A 25,424-nucleotide genomic window follows, 5' to 3' on the forward strand; every position below is an offset into this window, starting at 1 on the left:
TGCAACCTACACCGAGCGAACAATCCCGGTAGTCGTACTCGAACCCGCCCCGACCGCATAAGCAATCCGCAGGACAACCTTGCCACCAGGCATCCCCGAAAGGCTCAGCTCGGCAGCGTGCCGGCGAAAGCGCGATTTGTACCGCTGCGTACCCGACCGTGGTCCCGGCCCCGCGGCGGCGTCCCAGCGAACGATCCGTTGCCCGCCGGGCCCGGCACCAGGAGATCGCGTCCTTCGGAATCGGAGTGACACTCGTCGAACCCGGCGTGGTGCGCACCGGCTTCCGCGACCGAAGCGCCGAACTGGCCCATCCACTCACCGCCTACGACGGAACCCCGGCAGCAACCCTGCGCGAGGCGCCACCAGGCCCCGGCGACCCCGTCCTAATCGCAACGGCCATGGTCGAGAGCGCACGACACGACCCAGCACCCCGGAGGTTTGTCCTCGGCAGCGACGCCTACGCCTTTATGCACGACGCACTGACTGAGCGACTCGCCGAACACGAGGCAAAGCGGGAAAAGGCCGCAACCACGGACTGGGTAGCGAACCTGGATGATCCCCGTGATTCTGTCCGCGATCGCGAACTCCAGGCCGAGTAATCGGCACCCGCGCAGGCGACCAGCAGAGTTTGTTCGACCGCCGCCCGGTAGGGTTCGGCGCCTTGCGCAGCAAGGGAAACCCGAGGGGTCGCCGCGCAGTCACCAGCCGAACTCTCCGGCAACATCTGCGACCCTCGCGAGGTCGTCGACCATGCCCGCTCCGGCGTAAATGCTCGATGCGCCGACGAGTCCGTCGAACGCTGCGGCGTAGATCGTCAGGGTGTTCGGCAAGCGCGGGTGGTCCAGCGAGAGGCCGCCGGGCTCGATGACCTCGGTCGCGCGGTGGGCTCCACGCCGCCCGGCGTGAAGGAAACCTCGACATCGCCAACCTCCCGCCGAATTCGCGAGTTCTGGCACCGGAGAACGCGCCGGTCACCGATCGACCCTCGCAGCCGGCGCGATCCTCATCGGGCGCACGAACCTGCCGACATGGCACTGCGGGCCGGCACCGCAGCAGCCCTCCACAACCCGTGGAACCGGCTCGCGCAGCCAGTGGGTCGAGCGGCGGGAAAGCCAGCGCGATCGGCTGGGCAACGACATCGGTGGCGCACCTGCGAAGCCCGGACCTGCCTGCCGCATCGCGTCGATCCGGCCCTCGGCAGGCCCGGCGCGTCACCTACGTGTCCTCGCGCCCGAGATCCTGAGCGGAGCACATCCCCGTGCGCCCAGGTCGCCCGACGCAGTCCGGCGCTGTTTCGCGCGTCGTCGTCGCCGAGGTTCCCGCCTTACGGGAACTCGCAGCCGGGATTCGGCGCGTCTTCCGAAAGCGGCGCTCCGGCCGGATTGACATACAGCACATCGAGAATCAGCGGAACGGTCCCCTGATTCCGTCCGATGTGGACGTGCCCGGACCCGCTCGGCTCGGTGAGCGTTTGTCCCGCGGAGAAGATCCCATCCACTGAGCAGTCACTCAGGTTGTGGGTCAGCGTGCCCTGACGGACCGCCGCGTACAGCGTGCCGTCGTGCCAGTGCCAGCCGGTGGTGCCCCCGGGAGCCAGCTTGATCTCCCGGAGGATGTAGTCCTTACCCCCCAACGTGCTCTGCCAGACGATCGTTCCCGTGACGCCCTTGGGAGGCGTCGCGTCGGCGACAGCAGGAACAGCCACTGCGGCGGCGACGGTGGTGGCCGCCGCGACCGCGAGCCGGGAAAAAGATCTCATGCCTGAAGAACCCTTTCATTCCAAGTCGGTGCACGTACCGTAGCCCTGCCTTGATCGGGACCGCGCCAACATTGCCCGTTGGTTCCCGTCGCCATGTCCGGTGACGCAAGAGGATGCGCTCACGTCCCGACGTGGCAGCGCTCGCGGTGGTGCTTCGGATGCATGGCTGTCGCTCGCGGCGCGGGTGTGGCCGTGGCATCGTAGCCCGCCCCTAAGTCTTGATCGGCTCGGCTCCTGTCATTGGCAGGCAAGCAGGATTCGCCGGGTAAGTCCATTGAGGACTTTGGCATGGTCCTGCCACGGCCACCCAGCTCGCGACACGGCGCGAGATGGTCGTGGATCGACCTATCGCATGATCGCCTTGATGTCTTGCCTTGCGCCTTTACGGCCTGGACCGCGTCGTAACGCGCTTTCGCGCACCCGACGCGCGCGGACTGTCCAGCCTGGTCGGCATGCGCGGACCGCACTGCTTCAACCCATTCCCGCGCACGCTCAGCCAAGTTCTGAACCTGTCGAACGTCAATCCGTCAAGTTCGACGAACGGCCCTCCCCGCCAGCGCTGGAGAAGTGGGTGGCAAAACCATACCGACACCGCCGAGCAGAGCAGTGCCTCAGCTTTCCGGGGCCGCCTGCGCGCGTTCGTCCGCCGCAAAAGCCCCATAGCGGTCAAGCATCCACCGACTGTGCCAGCCTGCGATCCGCACTACCGCGGCCGTGCCAGGCTGAGCGCCTCGCCGGTCGCCGGGTTGCATGCCACCTCGCGCACGACGGCCCTTTCCCACAACCCGAATGACATCAACGTCGAAACTGCCGCGCTCATGGTTTGCGACACAACGGTGCCAACTCTCCGATGCGGACGCCGCAATCGGTCGACACCTGCGTGATCCGCCCGGTCCCGAAGTACGACATCTCCCGTGGTCGCCAACAGCGCTTTCAGCTCGGCCTCCCGAAGCACCGTCGGCGGGTTGTCCGGGATTTGGAAAACCTCCATCGCGGAGAACGGAGACGACTCGACGATGCCTTCCACACTATCGAGCCATTCGACAGAGCCGCGGCAAGTGCCGATAGTGCTTGGCAAGGTAATTGTGCGAGAGCGACGCACCGGAGCGAAGATTCGGCTGTTGCCGGAGATATTCGAAATACTACTTCGAGTTCGTGCGCCCGACGTCGGTGGCCATCATCGAGACATTCTCCTCCTCGATGACGGCCACGCTCGAGACGTAGGTGTCGATCGCGGCGTCTCGTGGCCTTCAGCTGCGTCCTCCGGGCCGAAACGAACCCCCTGAGGTCCGTGCGGGCTCCAGCGCGGTCACGGCATCAGTCGTACCCGGAAGATCCCTTGCATTCCAGCGCCGTGCTCCGCTCGAGCACCACCGGCGAGACCCGCCTCAAGATTGTCCAATGGCCGCAATTTCCCTGGTCAGATACCATAGGAAAGACCAGATGGTGGGCCGGGTCGGGCTCGAACCGACGGCCAAAGGATTATGAGTCCTCCTGGGCTGAGCGGTGTGCTGACCTGCGAAAATGCAGGTCAGCGACGAGCATTCGAGGCAAGATCCCTTGGGTTTCGCAGGATCACCCGATTGAGCCACCAGCCGAGCCCCTCAGCGACGGCCTGCGGCCATCGTAGCGCCGGCCGGGGACGGTGAACCCGGACACGCTGCGCAACATCACGCACTCGACGTGCCGCGCATAAAGAAGATCTGCTCAAAGAGAACGCGCTGAGGCAGCGGAAGCCTACGAGCCCCATTTCGGCGGTGTCTCCCGGGCACAGAACGCAACCGCTGTGCGGATTTCCCGGTTGGACATCCCCGATTCGGGGACGGCTCTCCGATTCTCACCGCAAAGCATGCGCTAAGCCGATTTTTCCGGTGACACATCACCTGCCGTCCAGCACGACAAAGGACGCGCTCCGCCCGGTGGCAGACACCTCTCGGCTCATTGATTGCGCATTGCGACAGTGCCACACTGCAAACTGGCGTCGCAGACGTGTTCGAGCCGGCCCGTTGCCGGATTGGTGATTGGGAGAGCCCGTAGCGACGGCCGCATTGTCGAAATCCCCGTTCTCAAAGGAGAAACCATTCAACTCCACCGTGCCGTCCGCATGGCCCCGCGCGGCCTTTCCTGTCTCACGCACGGCCCCGAAATTCAAGAATGCGCGCAACGTTGCTTGTCGATGTCCCACGTACCGCCACTGTCCAGGCAGTCGGTGAACTCCCGTTGCCCGTCGACCCACGCCTTATGCCCAGCGCACACGTCATACTTCACCTCATCGCCGTCCCTGCACTGGTACCCGTAACGAGGCGGCTTGCGCGTCGGAGTCTTCCTGACAGTGGCAGGCTTTTTCGATGTCGGCACTGCCGCACTCGTACTGCTGGGAACCGGCGACACCGTCGTCGGCGGCGCGGATGGCTCGCTGACCGGTACCGAACTCGTCGGAACGGGCGAATCAGGCGGCACCGGTGAACCGGGCACGACCCGCTGTCCCCCGCACCCCGCCACAGTCAGGGCGGCGGCGAGCATGAATCCGCAGAACCGCAACCTCACCATCTGACAACCTCGGCCAACTCGGCGACAAGACTGCCCGGCAAGTCGAAACCGGCGCGGCGAACGCAACAACGACGCGCATTACGTCACCAGATCGCAATCACCTTCCGGCGACGGCGCGACAACCAGACCCAGGCGAGCGCCCCGTCATCAGCGCAACACTCACAGTTCCAGGGCGCGGTAAGTCGCCTCCTCGATCGCTCGGGCGGCGTCCAGCTCCGCAGCCACATTCGCGCCACCGATCAGCGTCGCCTTAATGCCAAGGGCAAGCAACTCGTCATAGAGGCCGGACTGGCTTTCCTGCCCCGCACACAGCACGACAGAGTCGACCCCAGCGCACCGCGATTCACCGTCCACCGTGTAATGCAGGCCGGCATCGTCGATCCGGTCGTAGGAGGCACCCACGACCATCCGCACGCCGGCATCACGCAGCTTCGACTTCAGGATCCACCCGGTCGTCTTGCCGAGCCCGGCTCCCATCCGCTCGTTCTTGCGCTGAAACATCGTGATCTCACGCGGCCGCGACCGGCGGCGTGGCGCTGTGACGCCACCCGGCGACTGCTGCTCCGGGTCGATACCCCACGCTTCGTAGAAGGCCTGCGGATCCACCGACTCCCGAGGATCACCCGCGAGGAACTCGGCAACGTCGAAACCCACGCCGCCGGCGCCGACGATCGCCACCCGCCGACCGGCTGACGCCTCTCCGCTGAGCACTGCGTCGTAGGTGTGCACCATCGGGTGCCCGACGCCCTCGATGGCCGGTATCCGCGGCCGCACACCCGCTGCCACGACGACCGAATCGAAGCGATCCGCGGCGAGACGCTCGACCGTAGCGCGCGTGGCAAGCCGCACGTCCACGCCGAGCTTGGCCAGGCGAACACGGAAATACCGCAGCATCTCGTCGAACTCAGACTTGCCCGGCACCACCCGCGCGAGGTTCAGCTGGCCGCCGATCCGATCGTCCTGTTCGAACAGGACGACCTGATGACCCCGTTCGGCCGCGTTGATCGCATACGTCAGCCCGGCCGGGCCAGCGCCGACGACGGCCACCGTCTTGGGCCGGACTGCCGGCCGGGAGACCAGTTCCAGCTCCCGGCCCGCGAAAGGGTTCACCAAGCAGGTGACCGGCTGCTCGCTGAACATCCGATCGAGACACGACTGATTGCACGCGATGCACGTGTTGATATCCTCGGCCCGCCCCTCCTTGACCTTGAGGGGAAAATCGGGATCCGCGAGAAACGGCCGGGCCATCAGCACCAGGTCGGCGTGCCCGTCGGCGAGCAGCTGTTCGCCGACCTCCGGCTTGTTGACCCTGATCGCACCGATGACCGGAATGGTCACGGCCCGCTTGATCCGGCTGCCAGCGAACGCCCACGCCGCACGCGGAACACTGGCCGCGATGGTCGGGATCCGCGATTCGTGCCAGCCGACCCCGACATCGAGCGCGTCCGCTCCCGCTGCCTCCGCGATGCGGGCCATCTCGACGGTCTCCGCGGCAGTGAATCCGCCTTCCACCAGGTCGATCGCCGACATCCGCCAGATGATGGGGAACCCCGCACCGACAGCGGCTCGCATCGCGGCGATGATCTCCCGCGCGAGCCGCGTCCGGTTCTCGAAGCTGCCGCCGAACTCGTCGTCGCGGTCGTTGGTGAGTCCGGCGAGGAACTCGTTGATGAGATACCCCTCGCCGGCCATCACCTCCACGCCGTCGAAACCGGCCTCCCGAGCCAAGCGGGCAGCGACGCCGAAGTCCGCCACCGTCTGCCAGACCTCGCCGGCCGAAAGCCGTCGCGGACTGAACCTGTTGATCCGCGCCTGCGCACTGGACGGGCCCACGCAGTCCTCGTGCTTGCCGTAGCGGCCGGCGTGCAGCAACTGCACCGCGATTCGTCCACCGGCATCGTGTACCGCTGCCGCGATCCGCCGGTAGTCGTCGAGCGGTGCGTCCTCGTTCAGCACCGCCGAGTCATGGTCCATCCGGCCGGCCGCATTGGGCGCGATGCCATTGGTGATCAGCAGTGCCGCACCGCCACGGGCCCGGCGGGCGAAGAAGGCCATCTGGCGCTCCACCGGACGGTCGAGCGTGTCCAGCCGCGTGTGCATCCCGCCCATGACCATCCGGTTCGGCAACCGGAGGGAGCCGATGGTGATGGGTTCCAGAAGCCGGGCGAACTGCTCCATCAGACCTCCGCGTCGCGACATGTCCCAGGCAAGCATTGCTGCCGCAAGCTATCATTTCTCAACCGAACGTTCAAGTATCATCCTGGTGGTTGATCTTTTATCCGACACTGGAACGAACTGGAGTCTTGGCATGGTTATTCAGCTGTCCCGGGGCCGGCTGGCCGTGGTCACCGGAGGATCGAACGGCATCGGACGGGCACTGGCCGAGGCGCTGACCACGCGAGGACTGCGCGTGGTTTCCCTCGACCGGGAGACCCGGGCGGAATCCGGCGATCAGGTGCACGAGGTAAGCGTGGATGTGCGGGACGGCGCGGCGATGTCGGCGGCGGCGCGGCGGATCGGCGACGAGTTCGGGGCGGTCGATCTGTTGTGCTGCAACGCCGGTGTCGGACTACCGCGCATCCCCTTGTGGCAGGTGGACGCTGCCGACGCGGATCGCGTGTGGCGCGTCAATGTTTCCGGCATGCTCAACAGCGTCAGGGCATTCGTCCCATCAATGGTCCAGCAAGGCAGCGGGCACGTGCTCACCACCTGCTCATACCTGGGACTTTCGATCAAGCCCGGCGGCGGCAACGGGGTTTACGCGGCGAGCAAACATGCCGTCGCAGCCCTCTCCGAGAGCCTTGCGAACGAGTTCGCGGCGCTGGGCATCGACATCGGGGTGACGTGCCTGTGCCCCGGACCGGTCTCCACGAAGTTGCTCGAGGACGCTCACGCACCCGCACGCCCGTCGATCCGGGCGTCCTGGCCGGACCGGGTCGACATCGGCCTGTCCGAGCTGTCGCCGGCCTCCGTTGCCGAGACCGCACTCGACGCCGTGGAGCGCGGCGCGCACTACGCAGTGACCGGACGAGACGCGGCCGAGTTCGTGATCGGCCGACTCAATGCCCAGGCCACGGACGTGGCACGGTTCTGGGACACAGCCGCCCCGCGTGGACCATACTTCAACTTATGAGTTGAAAGCCGATCGCATGGTTGACATTGACAAGCGCCGGGAATAGGTTGTGCCCGTCGGTGGCAGCCGTCACACACCGCGGGGCGCACTGTTGCTCCCATCTCCCAGAGAGGGCGTGGTCATGGCACGTCAGGTCCCGAACGGCAGGCAGCGCATGTCCAAGCGGGTCGCGATCTCGAGCTTCGTGGGAAACTGCATCGAGCTGTACGACTTCGTCATTTACGGCACGGCTGCCGGGCTGGTATTCGGCCACGCGTACTTTCCCGCGCTGGGCGCTGCCGGCGGGACGATCGCGGCGCTGGCCACCCAGGCAGTGGCATTCCTTCTCCGCCCGGCAGGGGCGATCCTCTTCGGTCACTTCGGCGATCGGCTCGGCCGGAAGAAAACCCTCGTCATAACGCTGCTGATGATGGGCGGCGCCACGACACTGGTCGGCGTACTTCCCACCAGCAGCCAAATCGGCGTCGCGGCCCCCATTGCGCTCCTGCTGCTGCGCATGCTGCAGGGACTCGCAGCCGGCGGTGAATGGGCTGGGGCCACGCTGTTTTCGTCAGAGAACGCGCCTGCGCACAGCCGCGGGTTCTGGTCCTCGATTGCGACGGCGGGTGCCGGCGTCTCGGTGGTACTCGGCACCCTCGTCTTCAGTATCTGCAGCTCGACGATGAGTGACGACGCCTTCAACAGCATCGGCTGGCGCATCCCGTTCCTCGTCGCCGCTCCGCTCATCGTACTGGGCCTGTACATCCGGCTGAAGCTCGCGGAAACGCCGGTATTCAAGAACGAAGCCGTCGAGCGAGGCGTGGCGAAGGCGCCCTTCGTCGAAGCGCTGAAAAGCCAGCCGCGGCAAATCCTTTTCGGTTCCGGGATCCCGGTCATCCTCTTCGCCTTCTACTACATCGCCGCGACGTATCTGCCCAACTACGGCACCACCCATCTCGGCCTGCATCGCACGTCGGTCTTCGTGGTCATCGTCATCGGCGGGACCGCGTACACCATCGGCGTGCTGCTCGGCGGGGCGCTGTCGGACCGGTTCGGGCGGCGGCCGACGCTGGTGTTCGCCCTCGCCTTCGGCGTGGTGTGGTCGCTGCTGCTCTTCCCCTTGCTCAAGCAAGCGTCCATCGCGGCCTTCGGGATCGGCGTCACGGTCACGATGATCATTTCGGCGCTGGGCAACGGTCCGCTGGGCGGGCTGTACACCGAACAATTCCGGACGCGTTATCGCTACACGGCAACGGCCGTCTGCTACAACGGCGCCGGAATTCTCGGCGGAGGTGTCGCACCGTTGCTGGGTGCCGTTCTCGTGGCCTCCTACGGCACGTTTGCGTTCGGCCTCCTCCTGGCCATTTTCAGCGTGCTGAGCCTGGTGTGCGCCATCGGGATGGGAGAAACCCGGGGACGCCGCCTGGAAAACGTCGCGGCGCCGGCTCGGTCCACCACCCCGGAAAACCTTCACTGACCAGCAGAACGACCAGAACGGAGGCAGCGATGGCAAACCCGACGCAGGCGCCAGGGCGCGCGACGATCGCGGCGGTCGAGGACTACGGCCAGACCCCGGTCATGCTCGATGTTCCCCTTCCCGAGCCGGAAAACGGCGCTCTCGTCGTCGAGATGGAACTGGCCACCGTATGCGGGAGCGACATCCACCAGTGGATCGGTGACTACGCGAAGGTCTTCGATCTGCGGTTGCCGCTGTGCAGCGGACACGAGGGCGTCGGGGTGGTGACCGAACAGGCCCGGGGCACGGTCGATTCGGTCGGTCATGAGCTGCGTCCCGGTGACCGTGTCGTGTGGGAGAGCGAAGGCTGCGGACAGTGTCACGAGTGCACGGTGCTGCACGAGGATGTGCTGTGCCAGAACCGCAGGGTCGGGATGCAGTGGGCGGCCGAGGACTTTCCTTACACGGCCGCGACGTTCGGCACGCACAGCTACGTCTGGCCTCGTTCCGGCCGGCTCCGCGTCCCCGACGGGGTGAAGAGCGAATGGGCGTCCGCCGCGAGCTGTGCCTTGCGGACGGTCATCGCAAGCCTGGACAAGGTCCCCCTGATCCGTCCGACCGATACCGTTCTGGTACAGGGCGCCGGTCCGCTCGGCCTGTTCGCTGCCGCCATCCTGTCCACCTACCACCCGCGCCGGTTGATCACGGTGGGTGACCCGGCAGGCAGCCTCGATCTGGCCCGGGAATGGGGCGCCACGGACACGATCTCGATCGCCCGGACTCCGGAACGGGAAGCCCGGAAAGCCGCCGTCGAGAACCTCACGGCCGGACGCGGCGCGGACGTCGTCTTCGAGTTCGCCGGCGCAACCGGGGCGTTTTCGGAGGCGCTGGACCTCGCCGCGCGCGGGGCGACCGTGGTGGCCGTCGGCTCGGTCGGCGGGGCCTTGCAGCCGGTCTCCGCGGCCAACGTCGTCAACAAACAGCTGACCGTGCGCGGTTCGTACAGCGCCCGGATCGGTCACTACGCCTCGGCACTGAGCTTCATGGAGCGCTACGCCGACCGCTACGACTGGGACCGCCTGTTCGGCAACCGGTATCGGCTGGACCAGCTGGGCGAAGCCTTCGACGCGATGCGCTCCGGCCGCGAGATCAAACCCATCATCGCCACCCAAGAAGTCGGATGACAGCGAACCATCAGTTACCGAAGGAGGCACAGGTGCAACAGGGGCTTCTTTCGAGCCCGGCGGATGCCGTGTCGGCAGTCCAGGACGGCAGTGTCGTCGGCGTCGGCGGCCTCGGGCTCACCAACAAGCCGATGGCTTTGCTGCGCGCGCTCGCCGCGTCCAGGCGGGCCGGCCTCACGGTGCTGGCCGCAGCGCCGACGTCGATCGACGTCGACTTCCTGATCGGGCAGGGCTGTGCGGCGACCGTGCTCATCCAGGCAGTCAGCGCCGGCGCGGTAGCCCCGGTCGGCCCCAACCTGCGCAAGGCGGCCAAGGACGGCTCCGTGCGCATCGTCGACCTCGACCAGGGAATGATCAACGCAGGGTTACGCGCCGCGGCCTACGGCCTCCCCTCCCTGCCGACGATCGTCGGCATCGGGAGCGACCACGCCGCCGCAGCCCCGGACTGGTTGCATCCGAGCACCGACCCGTTCACCGGCGAGGCGCTGGTAGCGGTACGCGCCATGCGGCCGGACATCGCGTTGGTGCATGCGACCGCCGCCGACCGGTGGGGCCGCGCGGTTTTCGCCTACTCCGCTTTCAACGACGACCTGCTGTGCGCCGCAGCCAAGGCGGTCATCGTCTCCGCCGAGCGGATCGTCGACACCGAACAGCTCGCCGAACTCGGCACCGCGTTCACCTGGGCGCACAAGACGCTCGCAGTGGTCGAAGCGCCCGGCGGGTGCTGGCCGCTGGCGAGCGACGGTCACTACCCCGAGGATCCCGACGGGATCCGGCGGTACGTCGAGCAGAACGTCCTCGAGGAAACCGTGGTGAGCGCCTGATGAGCACCGTTGTCTCCGCGAGCGACGTCCGCGCGCCGTCTTCGCTGCAAGAGCTCCAGGTATGCCAATTCTCCCGGCTGATCGCCGACCGCACGGTCGGCATCCTTCCGGGAGTCCGGAACGAGGTTCCCTCCGCCGCCGTGGCGCTCGCTGCCCGCATGCATGCGCCCGGCCTGCACATCCACACCTTCTACGGTGAGCTCGACCCCCGGTCGATCCGGTTGCGCGCGGTCGGGGGCGGACTCAGCCCGGCCGCGGCCCGGCGCCCGCACGGACTGAGCGATCTCTTCGACCTCCTGCACCGCCGGGAAGTCGACTGGGCCTTCTACGGCGGGCTCCAGCTCGACGGGTACGGCAACCTGAACCTCGTGCAGGCCGGTGACCCGTCGTCCGGTGGCTTTCGCGGCCCCGGCACCGCCGGCGGCGCCAGCCAGACAGTGTGCAACCAGCACCTGTTCATCTGGCTGCACGAACACTCTCCGCGCGTCCTGGTACCCGAAGTGACCTTTGCCGGGGTACCCGGTCAGCGAAGGATCGTCGCTGCCGGAGGAACGGCTGGGGCACCGGCCGGACCGATCGTCACGCCGCTCGCCGTGCTGCGTTACGACCCGGTATGCGAGGCGATGCGCCTGGTCTCGGTACATCCCGGGCACGACGTCGGCGAAGTGGTCCGGAAGACCGGCTTTCCGCTGCTGACGGACGGGGCCGGCGTCACCGCGCTCCCGACCGCCGAAGAATTGCACATCCTGCGGACGGAGGTGGATCCCGATGGCCGGCTTCGCAGCACCTGAACCGGTGACCGACCTCGCGGCTGCCATCGGCGAGGCGGTGTCGGCTCTGACGTTCGCGGATCTGTCCCCCGCTGCCGTCGACAACGCACGCCGCGGCCTGGTCGACACCCTCGGGGTGTGCGCCGCTGCGACGGGAGCAGCTCGCGACGAACTGGCGCCGGTGCGCCGGATGGTCGAGCGCCAGACCGGAGGCGAACTGCCCGCATTCGTCCACGGCTGGCCGCTCAGCCTCATGGACGCATCGTTCTGGATGGGTTCGCTCGGGCACGCTCTCGACTACGACGACATCCACGACATCGCCGTCGTCCACCCATCGGCCCCGATTCTCGCGGCGATCGTTCCATTCACCTTGGAACGGCACGCCGCCGGCATCGACGTGTCGGGCCAAACCCTGCTCACCGCGCTGGCCGCGGGCCAGGACGTCGCGGTACGGCTCGGCACCGCCCTGCGCCGGTCGATCACCGAATACGGCTGGTTGCCGTCGGTGCCAGGCGCGGTCGCCGCCGCAGTTGGCGCAGCCAAGCTGCTCGGCCTCTCCCCCACCGGCATTCGCGACGCGATCGCACTCGCGGTCCACCAGACCGCCGGGACCATGCAAGCCGCCGCCGGCATGGGCTCCACGTACCGGGCGATCCGCGACGGCTTCAACGCTCGCGCCGGGCTCACCGCGGCGCTGCTCGCGCAAGCCGGCTGCCCCGGCGATGCGCAGATTCTCGAAGGCGAGTTCGGCTACTTCGCCCAGTACTTCGACGGCGACTACGACCGCAGCGCACTGCTCGACGGCCTCGGCGAACGCTGGCTCGGGGAAACCCTCGGGCTCAAGGCATGGCCGTGCTGCGGCTATTCGCAGTTCTACCTCACCGCCCTCGAGAAACTGTTGCGGGCCAACGACGTGGACATCGCCGAGATGGCGCGGATCGAGGTCGTCGGCGAAGGCGGACTGCTCCGCGCACAGTGTGAACCGCGCGCCGAACGCATCCGGCCGGCCCGCGGCATCGATGCGAAGTTCAGTTTGCCTTTCCAGCTCGGCAAATACCTGGCCCACGGCACCGTCACGCTTCGCGATTTCACCGCGGCCGGCCTCGCCGATGAACGGGCGCACGACCTTGCCGAACTGGTCGGCTGGCGCGTCGACGACACGATCGTCACCGAGCGGCCCGGTTTCGGTCCGGGGATCGTCGTAGTGCACCTGGCCGGTGGCCGCACCATCGAGGCTCGGGCCGACCACGCCTTCGGGTCGGTGGACAACCCGATGTCATGGGACTCCGTCGTCACGAAGTTCACCGACTGCCTCGACGCCGCGGACCTGGCCATCGGTCCCGGCGAGGGCAAGGAACTCGCGACCCGCCTCCGCGAGATCGACCGGCTCGGGTCCTGCCACGAGCTGCTCCGTCGATTCTGTTCGGGGGCAACGCAATGAGGCTGGAATTCGACGACGAAGAAGAACTGCTGCGCACCACCGCACGCGAGTTCACCGAGAAGGAACTCCAGCCTTACCTCGATGCGTTGCCCGACGCCCCGATGCCGCGGGAGACGGTCCAGCGGATCATGCGGATGGTCGCACCGCTGGGGATTCTCAGCGCGCGGCTGCCGAGCGAGGCGGGCGGCGCCGGCATGAGCTACGTCCAGCTCGGGATCCTGTACGAGGAACTGCCGGCCGAGGTGGCGATGGACGCGAGCGGCAACGACCTCGCGCTCTTCCGTCTGCACCACGGGTGCACCGCCGAGGTGCGGGATCGTTACGTGGAAGGGCTCGCCTCCGGGCGGCTGCTGGCCGGCTCCGCGATCAGCGAACCGGGAGCCGGTTCCGACCTGAGCAGTATCAGCACCAAGGCCCGCCGCGAGGACGACCACTACGTCGTCACCGGGACCAAGATCTGGAGCAGCCAGGCCGCCGTTGCCGACGTCCTGCTCGTCGCCGCCAGTTTCGGCACGGACGAACGCGGCCGGGCCAGGATCGGCAGGCTGCTGGTCGATCGCACGCAGTCGCCGTTCACGATCCGGCCCACCGAGATGATCGGCCTGCGCCGCCATCACATGGCCGAGGTGACCTTCGACGACTGCGTGGTTCCCGGCACCCATCTCGTCGGCGAACCCGGCGAGGGCACCGAGGTGTATGCCTTGTCCTGGCTGTCCCATCGCCCGTGCATCGGCTTGATCGCAGTGCACCTCGCCCGCGAAGCTCTTGCCCGCAGCCTCGCGCACGCCCGGCAGCGCACCCAGTTCGGCCGGCCGATCGGCTCCTTTCAGCTGGTCCAGCACCTGCTGGTGGAGATGTCGACGCTGGTCGACACCAGCCGTTACCTCTGCTACCGGGCACTTCATCTGCTGGACGCCGGGAAGCCCGCCCGGTACGAGTCGGCGGTCGCGAAGGCTTACGCGACCGAGGCGGCCGTCAAGGTCACCAGCATGGCCATGCAGGTGCACGGTGCGATGGGCCTGAGCGTGGAACTCGGCGTCGAAAAGCTGTTCCGCGATGCCCGGATGCTGACGATCCCGGACGGGACCACGCAGATCCAGCAGCTCATTGCCGGGCGGGAGCTGCTCGGGCTCAGTGCCGTCCGAGGCTGACACCGACCACGCTGCCGGCGGCGCCCGCCTCAGATGACGCCCGCCTCGCGAAGTTCGTCGAGGCGGGCTTCCGGCACGCCCAGCAATCCGCCGTAGATCTCGCGGTTGTGCGCGCCCAGCTGCGGCCCCGCGTGGCGAACCGGATGGTGTGCCTGGGAAAACCGCCCGACGGGTGCGGGCATGGCGACCGTGGCGCCATCACCGGTTTCGATCGTGACATGTGCGCCGCGGTGCTCCAGGTGCGGGTCACCGAGCAGGTCGGCGGCGGTGAAGAACCGGCCGCACGGCACGCCGTGCTCCGCAAGCACCTTCTCGATCTCGGCGGCGTCGCGTTCCCGCACCCAGGCCGCCACCCCGTCGACAAGCTCTTCTTCGCGCTGCCGCCGGCCCTCATTGTGTGCGAGACCGGGATCGTCGGCCCAGTCGCGGCGATTCACCGCGGCCGCGAGGTGCTGCCAATTCCGGTCGGTGCCCACGGAGATCATCAGCCAGACCCCGTCCGCGCTGCGAAAGGCCTCGCCGGGTACGGACGGGTTGCGGTTCCCGGTGCGTTCGCGGGGCGTGCCGGTGTCGAGGTATTCCTGGACCAGGCCCTGGGTCATCCGCAGCATTCCGTCGAGCAGCGAGATGTCCACCGTCTCGCCGGGCGCCGCGTTGACCCGGCGGGCGAACACCCCGGCGAGGGCCGACAAAGCGCCGTGCACGCCGGCGACGTAGTCGGCGACCGGGACCCCGGGCCGCACGGGTGGCGCATCGGGATGTCCGGTCAGGTAGGAAATCCCGGCCATCGCCAGCGCCTGCCGGTCGGTCGCCGGCCGGTCGCGATAAGGGCCGTTCTGCCCGAAGCCGGAAATCCGCACCAGGACAAGGCCTTCGTTCGCGGCCCGCAGTACGTCTTCGCCCAGCCCCCAGCGCTCCAGAGTCCCCGGCCGGTTGTTCTCGACGAGCACGTCGGCCCGTTCGACCAGCCCGAGGAACAGCTCGCGCCCCGCGTCGGTGGTGAGGTCGAGCGTCACGCACCGCTTGTTCCGGTTCTCGATCCACCACAGGTACGGGCGGCCGCCGGACAGCAGCAGGCGGCTGGTGTCCCCGCGCCGCGGAGGCTCGATCTTCACCACGTCCGCACCCATCTCGGCCAGCAGGCACGCCGCATACGGACCGGCGACCAGCTGCCCGACCTCCAGCACCCGGACGCCGTCGAGCAGGCCGGTACCCGTCCCGCTCACGCCTCCCACAGCGCACCGCCCGAACCGGAGAGAAGCGCGCGAGCCATCAGAATCCGCTGCACCTCGTCGGTACCTCCGCCGATCCGGGCATGCCGGAGGTTGCGGTACCAGTGCACGACCGGGAACTCCTCGCTTTCGCCCAGTCCACCGAAGATCTGCATGATCGCGTCGATCGCCCGATGACCCCAGTTGCCACCCATGAACTTGGCCATGGCGGCCAGCGTGCGCACGTCCTCGCCCTGATCGGCTTTCGCCGCGCATTCGTAGGAAACGGCGCGGATCGATTTCAGGATCATCAGCACGTCGGTGAGCGCCCACTGGATGGCCTGCCGGTCGGCCAGCGGCGCGCCGAACGACGACCGCTGCGTGACCCAGTCCGTGGCCAGCTCGAGGCACCGCGACAGGATGCCGCAGGCCAGGGCTCCGCGAGACAACCGGTCGTGGATGACCAGGAAGTGCTGTGCGAGCCGGAAACCCTCCCCGACGCCGCCGAGCATCTGCTCGTCGCCGACCTCCACGTCGACGTGCATCGTGAACTGATGCGGCGCCGCGGTGTGCCACATCCGCAGCGGCGTGATGTCGATGCCCGGCACCTCCCGGTCGATCAGGAACAACGTGGGTTTTCCGCGTTCGTCCCCGTTTTCCCGCACGGAGGCGACGAGCATGACGAAGTCCGCCTCGTCGGCACCGGAGATGAAGGTCTTCTCCCCGCGAATCCGCCAGGTGCCGGGGCCAGACCGGGTCGCCCGGGTCCTGATGCGGGTCGCGTCCGAACCGGACTCCGGCTCGGTGAGGGCGAACGCGAACCGCTTCTCCCCCGCCACCACCGGATACAGGTAGCGCTCCCGTTGCGTGCCTTCACAGCGGTAAAGCGCACCGGGTACCTTCGCCACCGGCAACTGCACCAGGCTGCGGTTCAGCTCCTCGGCGACGACGAACGAACCGAGCGCACCCAGCCCCAGCCCGCCGAGTTCCACGGGCAAGTCCACAGTGAACAGTCCGGTGTCGAGCGCGACCTGGCGGAGGCGCTCCCAGGTGGCTGCGGGCAACGCGCCGTTGCGGCCCCGGTGGTCGCCGAGAGTCAGCACACTCCCCTGGTCCACGGTGCGCGGGTCGGTGCCGAGGAATTCCGCCTCCAGCGGAATGCATTCCTTCTCGACGACCTCCCTGGCCAGCTTCTTGATGTCCGCCAGTTCCGGCGGGAGCATTCCCATGCTTTCCGGTGCGGTGTAGGCAACCGTGCTCGGCATTTCCGCCCCTTCCTTTTCGTGCTCCGGGTCAGGCGAATGCCTGTAGAACGTCCTCCCCCAGCCTGACGATCGACTTCTCGACGCGTTCCGGGTCGGGGCCACCGAAGTTCATCAGGCAGTTGACGTGGCCGATCCCCAGTTCCGCGAACTCGGCGAACCGCTCGATGCACTCGCCGGGCTCACCGATCACGAAGTGCAGCCCGGCGACCTCCGCGGGCGTGCGGCGGAACTCCTGCTCCCTGGCGAGGACGTCGTCGTGCCGCAGGCTGACGTAAGTACTCAGCAGAGCCTCGGAAAAGAAGCGTTCCGCTTCCTCCTTTTCGGCCCTGCTTCCCACGACGTGGACCACCCGGTTGAGCGCCAGCGGCAGCCGCGGCGCGGTCCCGGGCGCCACCGCGGTGAGCGCATCGTGATACGCCGCGATGCGCGCGGGCAGCTCATCGGCCGCAGTGCCCGAGCTGAGCACGTACCCGTCGCCCAGCAACGCGGCTCGGCGGATCGCCGCCCGCGCCAACCCGCCCACGTAGATCGGCGGCCCCGGCGTCTGCCGCGGCGGCGGGAACAAGGCGAACGCATCGCTGCCCACCGGCGCGTGGTGGACGGCGGTGCCGTCCCACGTGCCCCGGATGAGCCGGAGGCCCTCGTCCATCCGCCTGCCACGGTCGGTCAGCGATACCCCGAACGCCTCGAATTCGTGCGGCGTGTATCCGGCTGCGATGCCCAGGATGAAGCGGCCGCCACTGATGGCGTCGAGTTCGGCCGATTCCTCGGCGACGGTGAGGGGACAGTGCAGCGGCAGCAACAGCATGTTCGTGCCCAGCCGGATGCGCCGGGTGCGCCCCGCGAGCAACGCAAGCCCGAGCATGGGCGACGAGTGGCTGGGCGCGGCCTTCGAATGGTGCTCGTGCATCCAGACCACGTCGTAGCAGAGGCTCTCGGCAAGCAGCGCTTGGCGAATCGTGGTGTCGAACACCGGCTGGGTCTGGATCACGTTCAAGCCGAACTGCATGACGCTCCTCGTGACGGGGAATCAGGGGCCTGGCTCATGGCTTTCCCCGGCCCACGTCGCCATATGCGCCCTGCCTGCGCAGCAATGCCCGGCCGAGCAACGAGTAGCGGACGGCCACCGCTGACGGCAGCTCCGCGGCGGCAGCGACCGCTCCCTTCAGGACCGCCACCACCGCCGCGGGATGGCGGGCGGCCAGCTCGGCCAGCCGGACGCCCGCGGCCACGAGCTCACTCGCCGGGTGTACCTCGTTCACGAGACCGATGCGCATCGCGGTGTCCGCGTCGATCGGCTCACCCGACAGCATCAGCTGCAGAGTCCAGGCCGGCCCCACCGTGCGGGCAAGCCGCACCGACACCCCGGCCCCGCCGATGTTGCCCAGGTTCGCCAGATGCAGGTCACTGATCCGGCAGGTGTCCGCGGCGATCCTGAGGTCACAGGCCAAAGCCAGTTCCAAGCCGCCTGCGGTGCACACCCCGTCGATCACCGCGATCGAAACCAGATCGGCGTTCTCCAGCAGCGTGCACGCTTCGAGCAGCGGCGGTTCGGTCGGCAACGCCGATCGCGGGATGCCCGCGAACCCGCGAGCGAGCTCGTCCCGGGTGGGTGGGGTGTCGGAGGTACCGGCCAGCTCTTTGTGGTCGGCCCCGGAGGAGAAGTGGGACCGGCCGTCCGGCCCCGGCGCCCCGGAGAGAACTAGCGCCCGGACGTCCGGGTCGGCCTCGGCGGTTTCGATGGCAGCGACCAGTTCCAGCTGCAGCCCCCGGTTGAGCGCGTTGAGCGACCGGGGCCGGTCGAGCACGACCGACACCACGCCGGGCGCTACCTGTTCGTAGCGGAGGAATCGGTAGCTCATCGAGGGGGTGCTCTCGCTTTCTTGCCGTGCGCCGGAGGGTTAGACCAGTTCTTGCTGCGCGGTCTCCTTCAGGAACCGCGAGGACACCAGGCAGAGCAGCGCCGCCGCGATCATGACGAGCGAGATCGGCCAGGTGCTGCCGGTGGCGGCGAACAGCGCGGTGGCCAGCAGCGGCGTCGCGCCGCCCCCGACTGCCCCGCCGATCTGGTAGGCGATGGAACCACCGCTGTAACGCTGTCCGGTCGCGAAAACCTCGACCGTCATCGAACACATGGCCGAGTACAGAAGCCCGGACACCGCACAGCAGAGTCCCATCGCCAGCCACACCAGGCCGACGTGGCGGGTGTCGACGAGCGCGAACAGCGGGAAAGCCGTTGCCATGACACCGAACGACCCGGCGGCGATCAACGGCAGCCTGCCCCACCGGTCAGACAGCGCACCCCCCACGATGATGCTCGCGGCGAACACCAGTTCGGCAATCGCCACCCCGGTGACCCCGACGTACATCGCCTGGTGATGCAAGCCGAGGTAACCGACCAGGAACGTGATGGGGATATACTGCGCGGCGTTGAAGCCGAGGCAGAGCCCCGTCATCGCGAGCAGTGGCCGCGGATTCGCCCGCACCGCAACGAGAAACGGGCTGTGGCGCAGCCGCTCGCCCATCGAGGCGTGCCGCAACGCGGCGGAGTTCACCTTCGCCGGCTCTGTGCCCGAAGTGCTTTCCGCCTGCTCGACCAGTTTTCGGAACGCAGGTGTCTCCTCCACCCGGCGCCTGATCCACAGCCCGATCGCGACCAGCACGATGGAGAACAGGAACGGGATGCGCCAGCCCCACGACCGGAACTCGGCATTCGGAACGGCGAGGCAGATGAGAATCACGACGTTGGCGAGAATGAACCCGAACGCGGCCGACGCAGGCACCATGCTGGTGTAGAAACCACGCCGCTTCGTCGGCGCCGTTTCGCTCACCATCAGCCAGGCACCGACCATCTCGCCACCCACCGCGAGACCCTGCAGGAAGCGCAGGCTGATCAGCAGGATCGGCGCCCAGATCCCGATCGCCGCATAGACCGGCAGCACGCCGATCAGCGCGGTGACGATCCCGGCCGCGACCAGCGTCGTGATCAGGACGCCCTTGCGGCCGTAGATGTCGCCGAAGTGGCCCGCGATGACCCCGCCGAGCGGGCGCGCAAAGAACCCGATCGCGAACGTGCTCAGCCCGGCGAACAGCGCCGCCGTGCCACCGGCGTCCGAGAAGAACAACGCGCCGAGAACCAATGCGGACATCGAGCCGTAGAGCCCGAAATCGTACTGCTCGAGGAAGTTTCCCGAGACGGCGCCGAGAACGGTTCGCCGCAGATTCGGTGTACCTTCCGGTTTCACTGCGCCTCGCACGGGATGGGTACCGGTGGACGGAGACTGCCGCTCCGCCACCTTTTCGCTGTCCGCCATCGCTGCAACCTCTTTGTCCAGTCCGATGTGCTCGGTGATGTCAGGCGACAATGGTCTTCCGCCGCCGGGGTTCCATGTGCGCCATCACCGTAGGTCGGCGGTGCACATTAGTCAAATGTAGAGTTGAAAATAGACTTTCTAGTAGATCATCGCCCACACAGTGGGCTGCCACACTCAGCCGATCACGGACTTGTATTCGGTGAACTGCTCGACGCCCAACCGTCCCCACTCCCGGCCGATGCCGGACAGCTTGAACCCGCCATGCGGGGCCCGCCGGTTCATCGGCTCGCCGTTGATCCGCACCCGCCCCGTCCGGATCCGGCGCGCGACCCGGCGCGCACGGTCGGCATCGCCGCTCCACACCCCGCCGGCGAGACCGTAATCCGAGTCGTTGGCAATCGCGACGGCGTCGTCCTCGTCGCGATAGGGGATGATCGTGACCACGGGCCCGAAGACCTCTTCCCGTGCGGTCCGCATGCTGTTGTCACCGGTGAAGATCGTGGGACACACGAAGTAGCCCCGGTCGACGCCGTCCGGCTTGGCCAGCCCTCCGCTCACGACCCGCATGCCGTCCTCGACTCCCCAGCCGATGTAGTTCCGGACGCGGGCGAACTGGCCCGCGTTCGCCATCGGCCCGATCGTCGTGCGGTCGTCGCAAGGATCCCCCACGGCGTAGGTCGCCGCCTTGGCGGCGGCGATCTCCTCCGCCCGCCGCACCGCTTTCTCCGGTACCAGCATCCTGGTGAGACATCCGCAGGCCTGCCCGGAGTTGCGGAACGCGTCGGCGATGCCGTCATTCACCGCGAGTTCGAGATCGGCGTCGTCGAGCACGACATTGGCGGACTTGCCGCCGAGTTCGAGGATGAGCCGTTTCACGCGCGGCGCGGCCAGCTCCATGATCCGCCTGCCGGCCCGGAGCGAACCGGTCAGCGAGATCATGTCCACCTCGGGATGGGTGACGATCGCCTCGCCGACCTCGGGCCCGGTGCCGGTGACCATGTTGAGCACGCCGGGTGGCAACCCGGCCTCGGCGAACGCCTCCGCGAACACATACGCCGTCAGCGGCGTGAATTCACTGCCCTTCAGGACGACGGGGCAACCGGCGGCAATGGCCGCTCCTGCTTTGGTCGCGATGGACGCAAGCGGACCGTTCCACGGGGTGATCGCCCCGACGACCCCGGCAGGCTCACGCACCAGATCGATGACGCCGTCGATCTTCTCCGACCAGGTGATCGCCGGGATGGACTCGGAGACCACCTCCAGGTCGGCCACCGCGCCCTTCGCGTGAGCGAGCTCCGCCCATTTCCGGGGATGGCCCACCTCGCTCACGATCGTGTCGGTGATCTCGGGAATCCGGGCCTCGAGCAGCCGTGCCGCCGCCGAGATGATCCGTACCCGCTCGTCGAGCGACGACTCGGCCCACCCCGCGGCAGCAGCTGCGGCCGCCCGAGCGGCCTTGTCGACGTCTTCAGCCGTGCCCCTGGGGATGGTGGCGATCGGCTCCTCGGTCGCGGGGTTGACGACCGTGAGTGTTTCCGTGGCGGTGGAATCGATCCACGTGCCACCCACGAAGATCTGCGTCTTCTCGATCATCGGGTTTGCTCCACTCCTCGTTGCTCTTCAGACCAGGCTCGGCTCGGCGACCGGAACGCCGAGCAGCGGTGGTAGCACCTCGGCGAGCTCAGGCTGGGTCCAGCGCCCGGCCTTGCGCACCATCCGGCTTCCGGTCATCGAGAGCTGCTCGCCGAAGAAGACGACGTCACCGCCGGCCGCATACATGATCTTTCCGCTGATGTTGGCTGCCACCGGGCTGCACAAGAACGCCACCGCAGGCGCGACATCACCCGGGTCCAGCGAGGAAGTGGGCGGAGCACCGCCCACCATCCGCGGCGAAGTGCCGGGGAAGAGCTGCGTCGTCGCGCTGGGCAGCAACGTGTTCACGGTGATCCCGGTATCCCAGGTTTCGAAGGCCAAAGTGGTGGCCAGCCCGAGGATGCCGGCTTTTGCCGCGCTGTAGGCGGCGTTGGGGCCTGCGGCCGCAGCAGCCGCGTCCCGCGCGACCTGCTTGTGCGGAGGGACCTGGAAGAACGCGCCGCGGGACGCGACCATGACGATCCGCCCGGTGTTGCGTTCGAGCATGTGCGGCAGGACCGCCCGGGTGGGCACGAAATGCCCGCGCAGGTGCAGGTTCATCGTGGCGTCCCACTGCTGGTCGGTCATCTCGTGCAACGGGCCGGTCAGGTAGTTTCCCGCGCACAGCACCAGAATGTCGATCTTGCCGAACCGCGCGAGGCTCTGCTCGACCAGTGCCCGGCCCCCGTCGGCGACCGTGATGTCCTCGTGCAGTCCCAGCGCCTGCCCGCCCGTGGCCTCGATTTCGGCGGCAACGGCCTCGGCGGCAAAGCCGGAATCGCCCCGGAAGACATCGTCGATCACGACCGCGGCACCTTCCGCCGCCAGCTCGTGCGCGATCCCGCGCCCGATTCCCCTGCCGCCGCCGGTCACGACGGCAACCTGTCCGTCAAGCACGCCCATGGGCTTTGTTCCTTCCGCTTCGTTTTCGGTTTGCCTGCCGTGTTCAGTCACGGGCGAACAGCTCGGTGAGCCCGCTGAGGTCCGGCAGATTCTCCAGATCCATGACCATTTCGACGGAACGCCGCGCGACCTCGTCGCCGTAGTCGCGGCCGACCAGGTCCCGGTATTTCTCCAGCACCCCCTCGTCGGACAGGGGGTTGCGGGGACTGCCGAGCGCATATCCGAGTGCACTCAGCACGCGTCCGTCGCGCAGGGTCAGTGTCACGCGGCCGCACGGCGTTTCCTTGTCGCACTCGGGGTCGGCCTCGAGGCGTACCCGATCGGCCATCGCCCCGACCGAGGGGTCCGCGAAGTTCGCCCGCTCCGCGTCGAGATAGGCCCCGACGTCATTGCGGCCCGTCACGACGCGCATCGCCATGCTGTATTCGGCGCTGAACTGCGCCCCGACGATGTCGGTGGGATGGGGCCCGGCGGCGCCGTTGTGCACGAGGGTGAGCGGCTCGCAACCGAGCACAACGGACTCGATGTCGCCGGGTGAGAACCTCTCCCCCGCGACGAGCTTGTCGTACGCCGCGAAGTGGTGATGGACCAGCCCGCACGAGGCGTACGGCTTGATGGCTCCGTGCTCCGTGAAATACCAGCGCGAACCCAGCCGCTCATGCAGCGGCGCGACCTCGAAGTCGTCGCAGAACGCCTGCAGGAAACCCCGCTTCCCCTCGAAAATGGTGGGTGGCCCGGTGAGGCCGAGCCGGGCGAGCCGCGCGGACCGGATCCCGCCGGCCACACCGATCCCGGAGTGCGCGCGTTTGACCTCGCCGCCGGTCTGCGTGTACTCCGTGGTGCCGCCGGCATGGCTGCCCGCGATCGCCAGCGCGTTCACCGCCGTCGCGAGGTCAGCATTCTCCAGCATGCAGGTGGTCAATGCCGCGGCGAACACGCCGTGCGCGCCCGTTTGATGGAAACCCCGGCCCACGAGCAGTGAAGGCGTGGTGGCCACCGCCAGCCGGATCACCGTCTCGAAGCCGGCGGTCAACGCGAGCAGCGTGGCCGCTCCACTCGCCCCGGTTTCCTCGGCCACCGCCAGCGCAGCGGGAACGACGACGCATCCAGGGTGCGCGTAAGCACCGTAGCCGTAATCGTCGATCTCGAAGCTGCTGCCCGCGGTCCCATTGGCGAAGCCCGCGGACTCGGCATCCAGCCGCAACGGAGTGCCGAGTACCGCCGACGTTCCCGCACGTCCGTACTGAACCGCGTACTCACGGGCGATACGCGGCGTCTCCAGGTTCCGGCAGCTGACCTGAGCCGCCAGCTGATCCAGCAGATGGAGCTTGACGCGCCGGACGGTCACCGCATCGATGTCCGCGAGCCGCAGGCCCAGCGCGAATTCGCCGAGCATTTCCGCCGCCGAGGAGTTTCCGGGTGGCTGAGCCATTTCTGTTCGTCCTCCGCGATGAGTGGCGATGGGGTCAGGCGTCGGTCAGCAGCGCGACGAGTTCGCCGACATCGGCCAGTTCCTCCAGGTTCATGATCAGCTCGACCGACCGGCGGGCGGCCTCCGGCGTGAGCTGTCCCTCGACGAGGTCGAGATACTTCGCCTCGACGCCCTCGCGGCCGAGCGGGTTGCGCGGGGTGCCCAATGCGTACCCCGGGGCGCTGACCACGTCCCCGTTCTTCATCCGGATCGTGACCCGGCCGAGGAGGTTGTCCGGGAAATTCTCGACGCACTCCTCATCTCGCTCGAGCCGCACCCGCTCGGCAAGCTCGAGCGTCGCCGGGTCGTCGAGCCCGCCCTTCTCCAGCTCCCGGTAGGCCCGGAAACTGTTGCTTCCCTTGAGGATCCGCATCGCCATGCCGAACTCGGCACTGAACTGCGCGGCCACCATGTCGGCGGGCTTCGGCCCGATCGCGCCGGCGTGTACGAGGGTCAGCGGATCGCAGCCGAGGACGACGGACTCGATGTCGCCCGGCTTGAACCCGTGCTCCGCCAGCAATCGGTCGTACGCAGCGAAATGCGCGTGGATCAGGCCGACGGAGGCGAACGGCTTGAGTGCGGCGCGCTTCGGGAAGAACCACCTTTCGCCGAGCCCCTCGGTGAGCGCTTTCTCGTCGTAGTCATTGCAGAACGCCTGCAGGAATCCCCGGCGCCCTTCGAAGATCTTCGCCGGCCCGGTCAGGCCGAGCCGGGCCAGCCGGGCGGCACGGATGCCACCGGCCACCCCGATCCCGGCGTGGACCCGCTTGACCTCACCGCCGGTCTGCGCGTACTCGGTCGTGCCCGAGGCGTGGCTACCGGCCACCGCCAGCGCATGCACTGCGGTGTCGAGGTCGTGCCCTTCCAGCATCGACGTCGTCAGGGCGACCGCGAAAACGCCGTGGGCGCCGGTCTCGTGAAATCCCCGGTCCAGCAGCATCGACGGCATGCTGGCCAGCGACAGCCGCATCACGGTTTCGAATCCCGCCGCGACCGCCCGCAAGACCTGCCTGCCCGAAGCCCCTTGCTCCTGCCCGATCGCGAGCGCGCCGGGAACGACGACACAGCCAGGGTGCGCGAACGCACCGTATCCGTAGTCGTCGATCTCAAAACTGTGGCCGGCAGTGGCGTTGACGAAACCGGCTGCTTCGGCGTCGAGCCGCAAACCGGTACCGATGACCGAGGAAACGCCCTCGCGCCCGAAGCGGGTGGCATAGTCACGGGTCACCTGCGCCGTCGGCAGGTCGTGACAAGCGATCTGCGCCCCGATCTGATCGAGAAGATGCAGCTTGATCCGTTCCATGACGTCGGCGGCGACATCGCCCAGCTCGAGGCCGAGCGCCCATTCCGCGAGCTGTTCGGCAGCTGTTCCGGTCCGCAT

At 67.9% G+C, this 25,424-nt stretch carries 21 protein-coding genes; 9 read left to right on the forward strand and 12 right to left on the reverse strand.

The window, feature by feature from the left end:
• Nucleotides 1-245: 245 nt before the first annotated feature.
• Entirely contained in the window at nt 246-599 is a 354-nt protein-coding gene (locus OO71_RS50695) for a Rossmann-fold NAD(P)-binding domain-containing protein (protein ID WP_156096824.1), read from the forward strand.
• A gap of 99 nt (nt 600-698) precedes the next feature.
• Here the strand turns inward: OO71_RS50695 and OO71_RS53040 are convergent, their stop codons facing one another.
• Both OO71_RS53040 and OO71_RS41910 read right to left on the reverse strand, forming a co-directional pair.
• Nucleotides 699-830 (reverse strand): hypothetical protein, encoded by a 132-nt coding sequence (locus OO71_RS53040; RefSeq protein WP_281178533.1) that lies wholly within the window; start codon nt 828-830, stop codon nt 699-701.
• 494 nt (nt 831-1,324) lie between these two features.
• On the reverse strand, nt 1,325-1,759 hold the full coding sequence (locus OO71_RS41910) for a cupin domain-containing protein (protein WP_033295648.1): 435 nt from the start codon (nt 1,757-1,759) through the stop codon (nt 1,325-1,327).
• A gap of 2,308 nt (nt 1,760-4,067) precedes the next feature.
• Here OO71_RS41910 and OO71_RS41920 point away from each other — a divergent pair.
• Nucleotides 4,068-4,313, forward strand: a complete 246-nt coding sequence (locus OO71_RS41920) for a hypothetical protein (protein ID WP_156096825.1) — start codon at nt 4,068-4,070, stop codon at nt 4,311-4,313.
• A gap of 155 nt (nt 4,314-4,468) precedes the next feature.
• Here the strand turns inward: OO71_RS41920 and OO71_RS41925 are convergent, their stop codons facing one another.
• Nucleotides 4,469-6,487: an NADPH-dependent 2,4-dienoyl-CoA reductase gene (locus tag OO71_RS41925; RefSeq protein WP_033295651.1), complete on the reverse strand. Its 2,019-nt coding sequence runs from the start codon at nt 6,485-6,487 to the stop codon at nt 4,469-4,471.
• A 19-nt stretch (nt 6,488-6,506) separates the two neighbouring features.
• Between OO71_RS41925 and OO71_RS41930 the strand changes: the two genes are divergently transcribed.
• From OO71_RS41930 to OO71_RS41960, 7 genes are all read left to right on the forward strand, one after another.
• Entirely contained in the window at nt 6,507-7,442 is a 936-nt protein-coding gene (locus OO71_RS41930) for an SDR family oxidoreductase (protein WP_162186175.1), read from the forward strand.
• A 121-nt stretch (nt 7,443-7,563) separates the two neighbouring features.
• Entirely contained in the window at nt 7,564-8,898 is a 1,335-nt protein-coding gene (locus OO71_RS41935) for an MFS transporter (protein ID WP_063740185.1), read from the forward strand.
• Between the two features lie 29 nt (nt 8,899-8,927).
• A complete protein-coding gene (locus tag OO71_RS41940; protein ID WP_033295653.1) occupies nt 8,928-10,061 on the forward strand; it encodes a zinc-binding dehydrogenase in 1,134 nt (377 codons plus the stop codon).
• Between the two features lie 32 nt (nt 10,062-10,093).
• Nucleotides 10,094-10,885, forward strand: a complete 792-nt coding sequence (locus OO71_RS41945; protein ID WP_051793012.1) for a CoA transferase subunit A — start codon at nt 10,094-10,096, stop codon at nt 10,883-10,885.
• The gene (locus OO71_RS48035) at nt 10,885-11,676 is read left to right on the forward strand and encodes a hypothetical protein (RefSeq protein ID WP_051793014.1); all 792 of its coding nucleotides are present in this window, start codon (nt 10,885-10,887) and stop codon (nt 11,674-11,676) included. The genes OO71_RS41945 and OO71_RS48035 overlap by 1 nt, the downstream gene beginning before the upstream one ends.
• The gene (locus OO71_RS41955; protein ID WP_033295654.1) at nt 11,654-13,096 is read left to right on the forward strand and encodes an MmgE/PrpD family protein; all 1,443 of its coding nucleotides are present in this window, start codon (nt 11,654-11,656) and stop codon (nt 13,094-13,096) included. The genes OO71_RS48035 and OO71_RS41955 overlap by 23 nt, the downstream gene beginning before the upstream one ends.
• A complete protein-coding gene (locus OO71_RS41960) occupies nt 13,093-14,247 on the forward strand; it encodes an acyl-CoA dehydrogenase family protein (protein ID WP_051793016.1) in 1,155 nt (384 codons plus the stop codon). Before OO71_RS41955 ends, OO71_RS41960 begins: the two co-directional genes overlap by 4 nt.
• 29 nt (nt 14,248-14,276) lie before the next feature.
• Here OO71_RS41960 and OO71_RS41965 read toward each other — a convergent pair whose 3' ends face one another.
• The 9 genes from OO71_RS41965 to OO71_RS48045 all read right to left on the reverse strand — a co-directional run bounded on the left by OO71_RS41965 (nt 14,277) and on the right by OO71_RS48045 (nt 25,424).
• Nucleotides 14,277-15,473: a CaiB/BaiF CoA transferase family protein gene (locus OO71_RS41965; protein WP_033295677.1), complete on the reverse strand. Its 1,197-nt coding sequence runs from the start codon at nt 15,471-15,473 to the stop codon at nt 14,277-14,279.
• A complete protein-coding gene (locus tag OO71_RS41970) occupies nt 15,470-16,723 on the reverse strand; it encodes an acyl-CoA dehydrogenase family protein (protein WP_051793020.1) in 1,254 nt (417 codons plus the stop codon). The genes OO71_RS41965 and OO71_RS41970 overlap by 4 nt, the downstream gene beginning before the upstream one ends.
• 28 nt (nt 16,724-16,751) lie before the next feature.
• Nucleotides 16,752-17,732 (reverse strand): LLM class flavin-dependent oxidoreductase, encoded by a 981-nt coding sequence (locus tag OO71_RS41975; RefSeq protein WP_033295655.1) that lies wholly within the window; start codon nt 17,730-17,732, stop codon nt 16,752-16,754.
• A gap of 34 nt (nt 17,733-17,766) precedes the next feature.
• A complete protein-coding gene (locus tag OO71_RS41980) occupies nt 17,767-18,585 on the reverse strand; it encodes an enoyl-CoA hydratase/isomerase family protein (protein WP_051793022.1) in 819 nt (272 codons plus the stop codon).
• Between the two features lie 39 nt (nt 18,586-18,624).
• Nucleotides 18,625-20,037, reverse strand: a complete 1,413-nt coding sequence (locus OO71_RS41985) for an MFS transporter (protein WP_033295680.1) — start codon at nt 20,035-20,037, stop codon at nt 18,625-18,627.
• A gap of 174 nt (nt 20,038-20,211) precedes the next feature.
• A complete protein-coding gene (locus OO71_RS41990) occupies nt 20,212-21,630 on the reverse strand; it encodes an aldehyde dehydrogenase family protein (protein WP_033295656.1) in 1,419 nt (472 codons plus the stop codon).
• A gap of 27 nt (nt 21,631-21,657) precedes the next feature.
• Nucleotides 21,658-22,572, reverse strand: a complete 915-nt coding sequence (locus tag OO71_RS41995; protein ID WP_051793026.1) for an SDR family NAD(P)-dependent oxidoreductase — start codon at nt 22,570-22,572, stop codon at nt 21,658-21,660.
• A 43-nt stretch (nt 22,573-22,615) separates the two neighbouring features.
• A complete protein-coding gene (locus OO71_RS48040) occupies nt 22,616-24,004 on the reverse strand; it encodes an MmgE/PrpD family protein (protein WP_084145656.1) in 1,389 nt (462 codons plus the stop codon).
• A gap of 34 nt (nt 24,005-24,038) precedes the next feature.
• A complete protein-coding gene (locus OO71_RS48045) occupies nt 24,039-25,424 on the reverse strand; it encodes an MmgE/PrpD family protein (protein WP_051793030.1) in 1,386 nt (461 codons plus the stop codon).

Origin of the sequence: Amycolatopsis jejuensis (assembly GCF_000717335.1) — a bacterium.
GTDB classification, from domain to species: Bacteria; Actinomycetota; Actinomycetes; order Mycobacteriales; family Pseudonocardiaceae; genus Amycolatopsis; species Amycolatopsis jejuensis.

Coding starts and splice junctions, on each gene's coding strand:
- OO71_RS41910 (WP_033295648.1), bottom strand. CDS start 1,759: ATGAGATCTTTTTCCCGGCTCGCGGTCGCGGCGGCCACCACCGTCGCC.
- OO71_RS41925 (WP_033295651.1), bottom strand. CDS start 6,487: ATGGAGCAGTTCGCCCGGCTTCTGGAACCCATCACCATCGGCTCCCTC.
- OO71_RS41930 (WP_162186175.1), top strand. CDS start 6,507: ATGTCCCAGGCAAGCATTGCTGCCGCAAGCTATCATTTCTCAACCGAA.
- OO71_RS41935 (WP_063740185.1), top strand. CDS start 7,564: ATGGCACGTCAGGTCCCGAACGGCAGGCAGCGCATGTCCAAGCGGGTC.
- OO71_RS41940 (WP_033295653.1), top strand. CDS start 8,928: ATGGCAAACCCGACGCAGGCGCCAGGGCGCGCGACGATCGCGGCGGTC.
- OO71_RS48035 (WP_051793014.1), top strand. CDS start 10,885: ATGAGCACCGTTGTCTCCGCGAGCGACGTCCGCGCGCCGTCTTCGCTG.
- OO71_RS41955 (WP_033295654.1), top strand. CDS start 11,654: ATGGCCGGCTTCGCAGCACCTGAACCGGTGACCGACCTCGCGGCTGCC.
- OO71_RS41960 (WP_051793016.1), top strand. CDS start 13,093: ATGAGGCTGGAATTCGACGACGAAGAAGAACTGCTGCGCACCACCGCA.
- OO71_RS41970 (WP_051793020.1), bottom strand. CDS start 16,723: ATGCCGAGCACGGTTGCCTACACCGCACCGGAAAGCATGGGAATGCTC.
- OO71_RS41975 (WP_033295655.1), bottom strand. CDS start 17,732: ATGCAGTTCGGCTTGAACGTGATCCAGACCCAGCCGGTGTTCGACACC.
- OO71_RS41980 (WP_051793022.1), bottom strand. CDS start 18,585: ATGAGCTACCGATTCCTCCGCTACGAACAGGTAGCGCCCGGCGTGGTG.
- OO71_RS41985 (WP_033295680.1), bottom strand. CDS start 20,037: ATGGCGGACAGCGAAAAGGTGGCGGAGCGGCAGTCTCCGTCCACCGGT.
- OO71_RS41990 (WP_033295656.1), bottom strand. CDS start 21,630: ATGATCGAGAAGACGCAGATCTTCGTGGGTGGCACGTGGATCGATTCC.
- OO71_RS41995 (WP_051793026.1), bottom strand. CDS start 22,572: ATGGGCGTGCTTGACGGACAGGTTGCCGTCGTGACCGGCGGCGGCAGG.
- OO71_RS48040 (WP_084145656.1), bottom strand. CDS start 24,004: ATGGCTCAGCCACCCGGAAACTCCTCGGCGGCGGAAATGCTCGGCGAA.
- OO71_RS48045 (WP_051793030.1), bottom strand. CDS start 25,424: ATGCGGACCGGAACAGCTGCCGAACAGCTCGCGGAATGGGCGCTCGGC.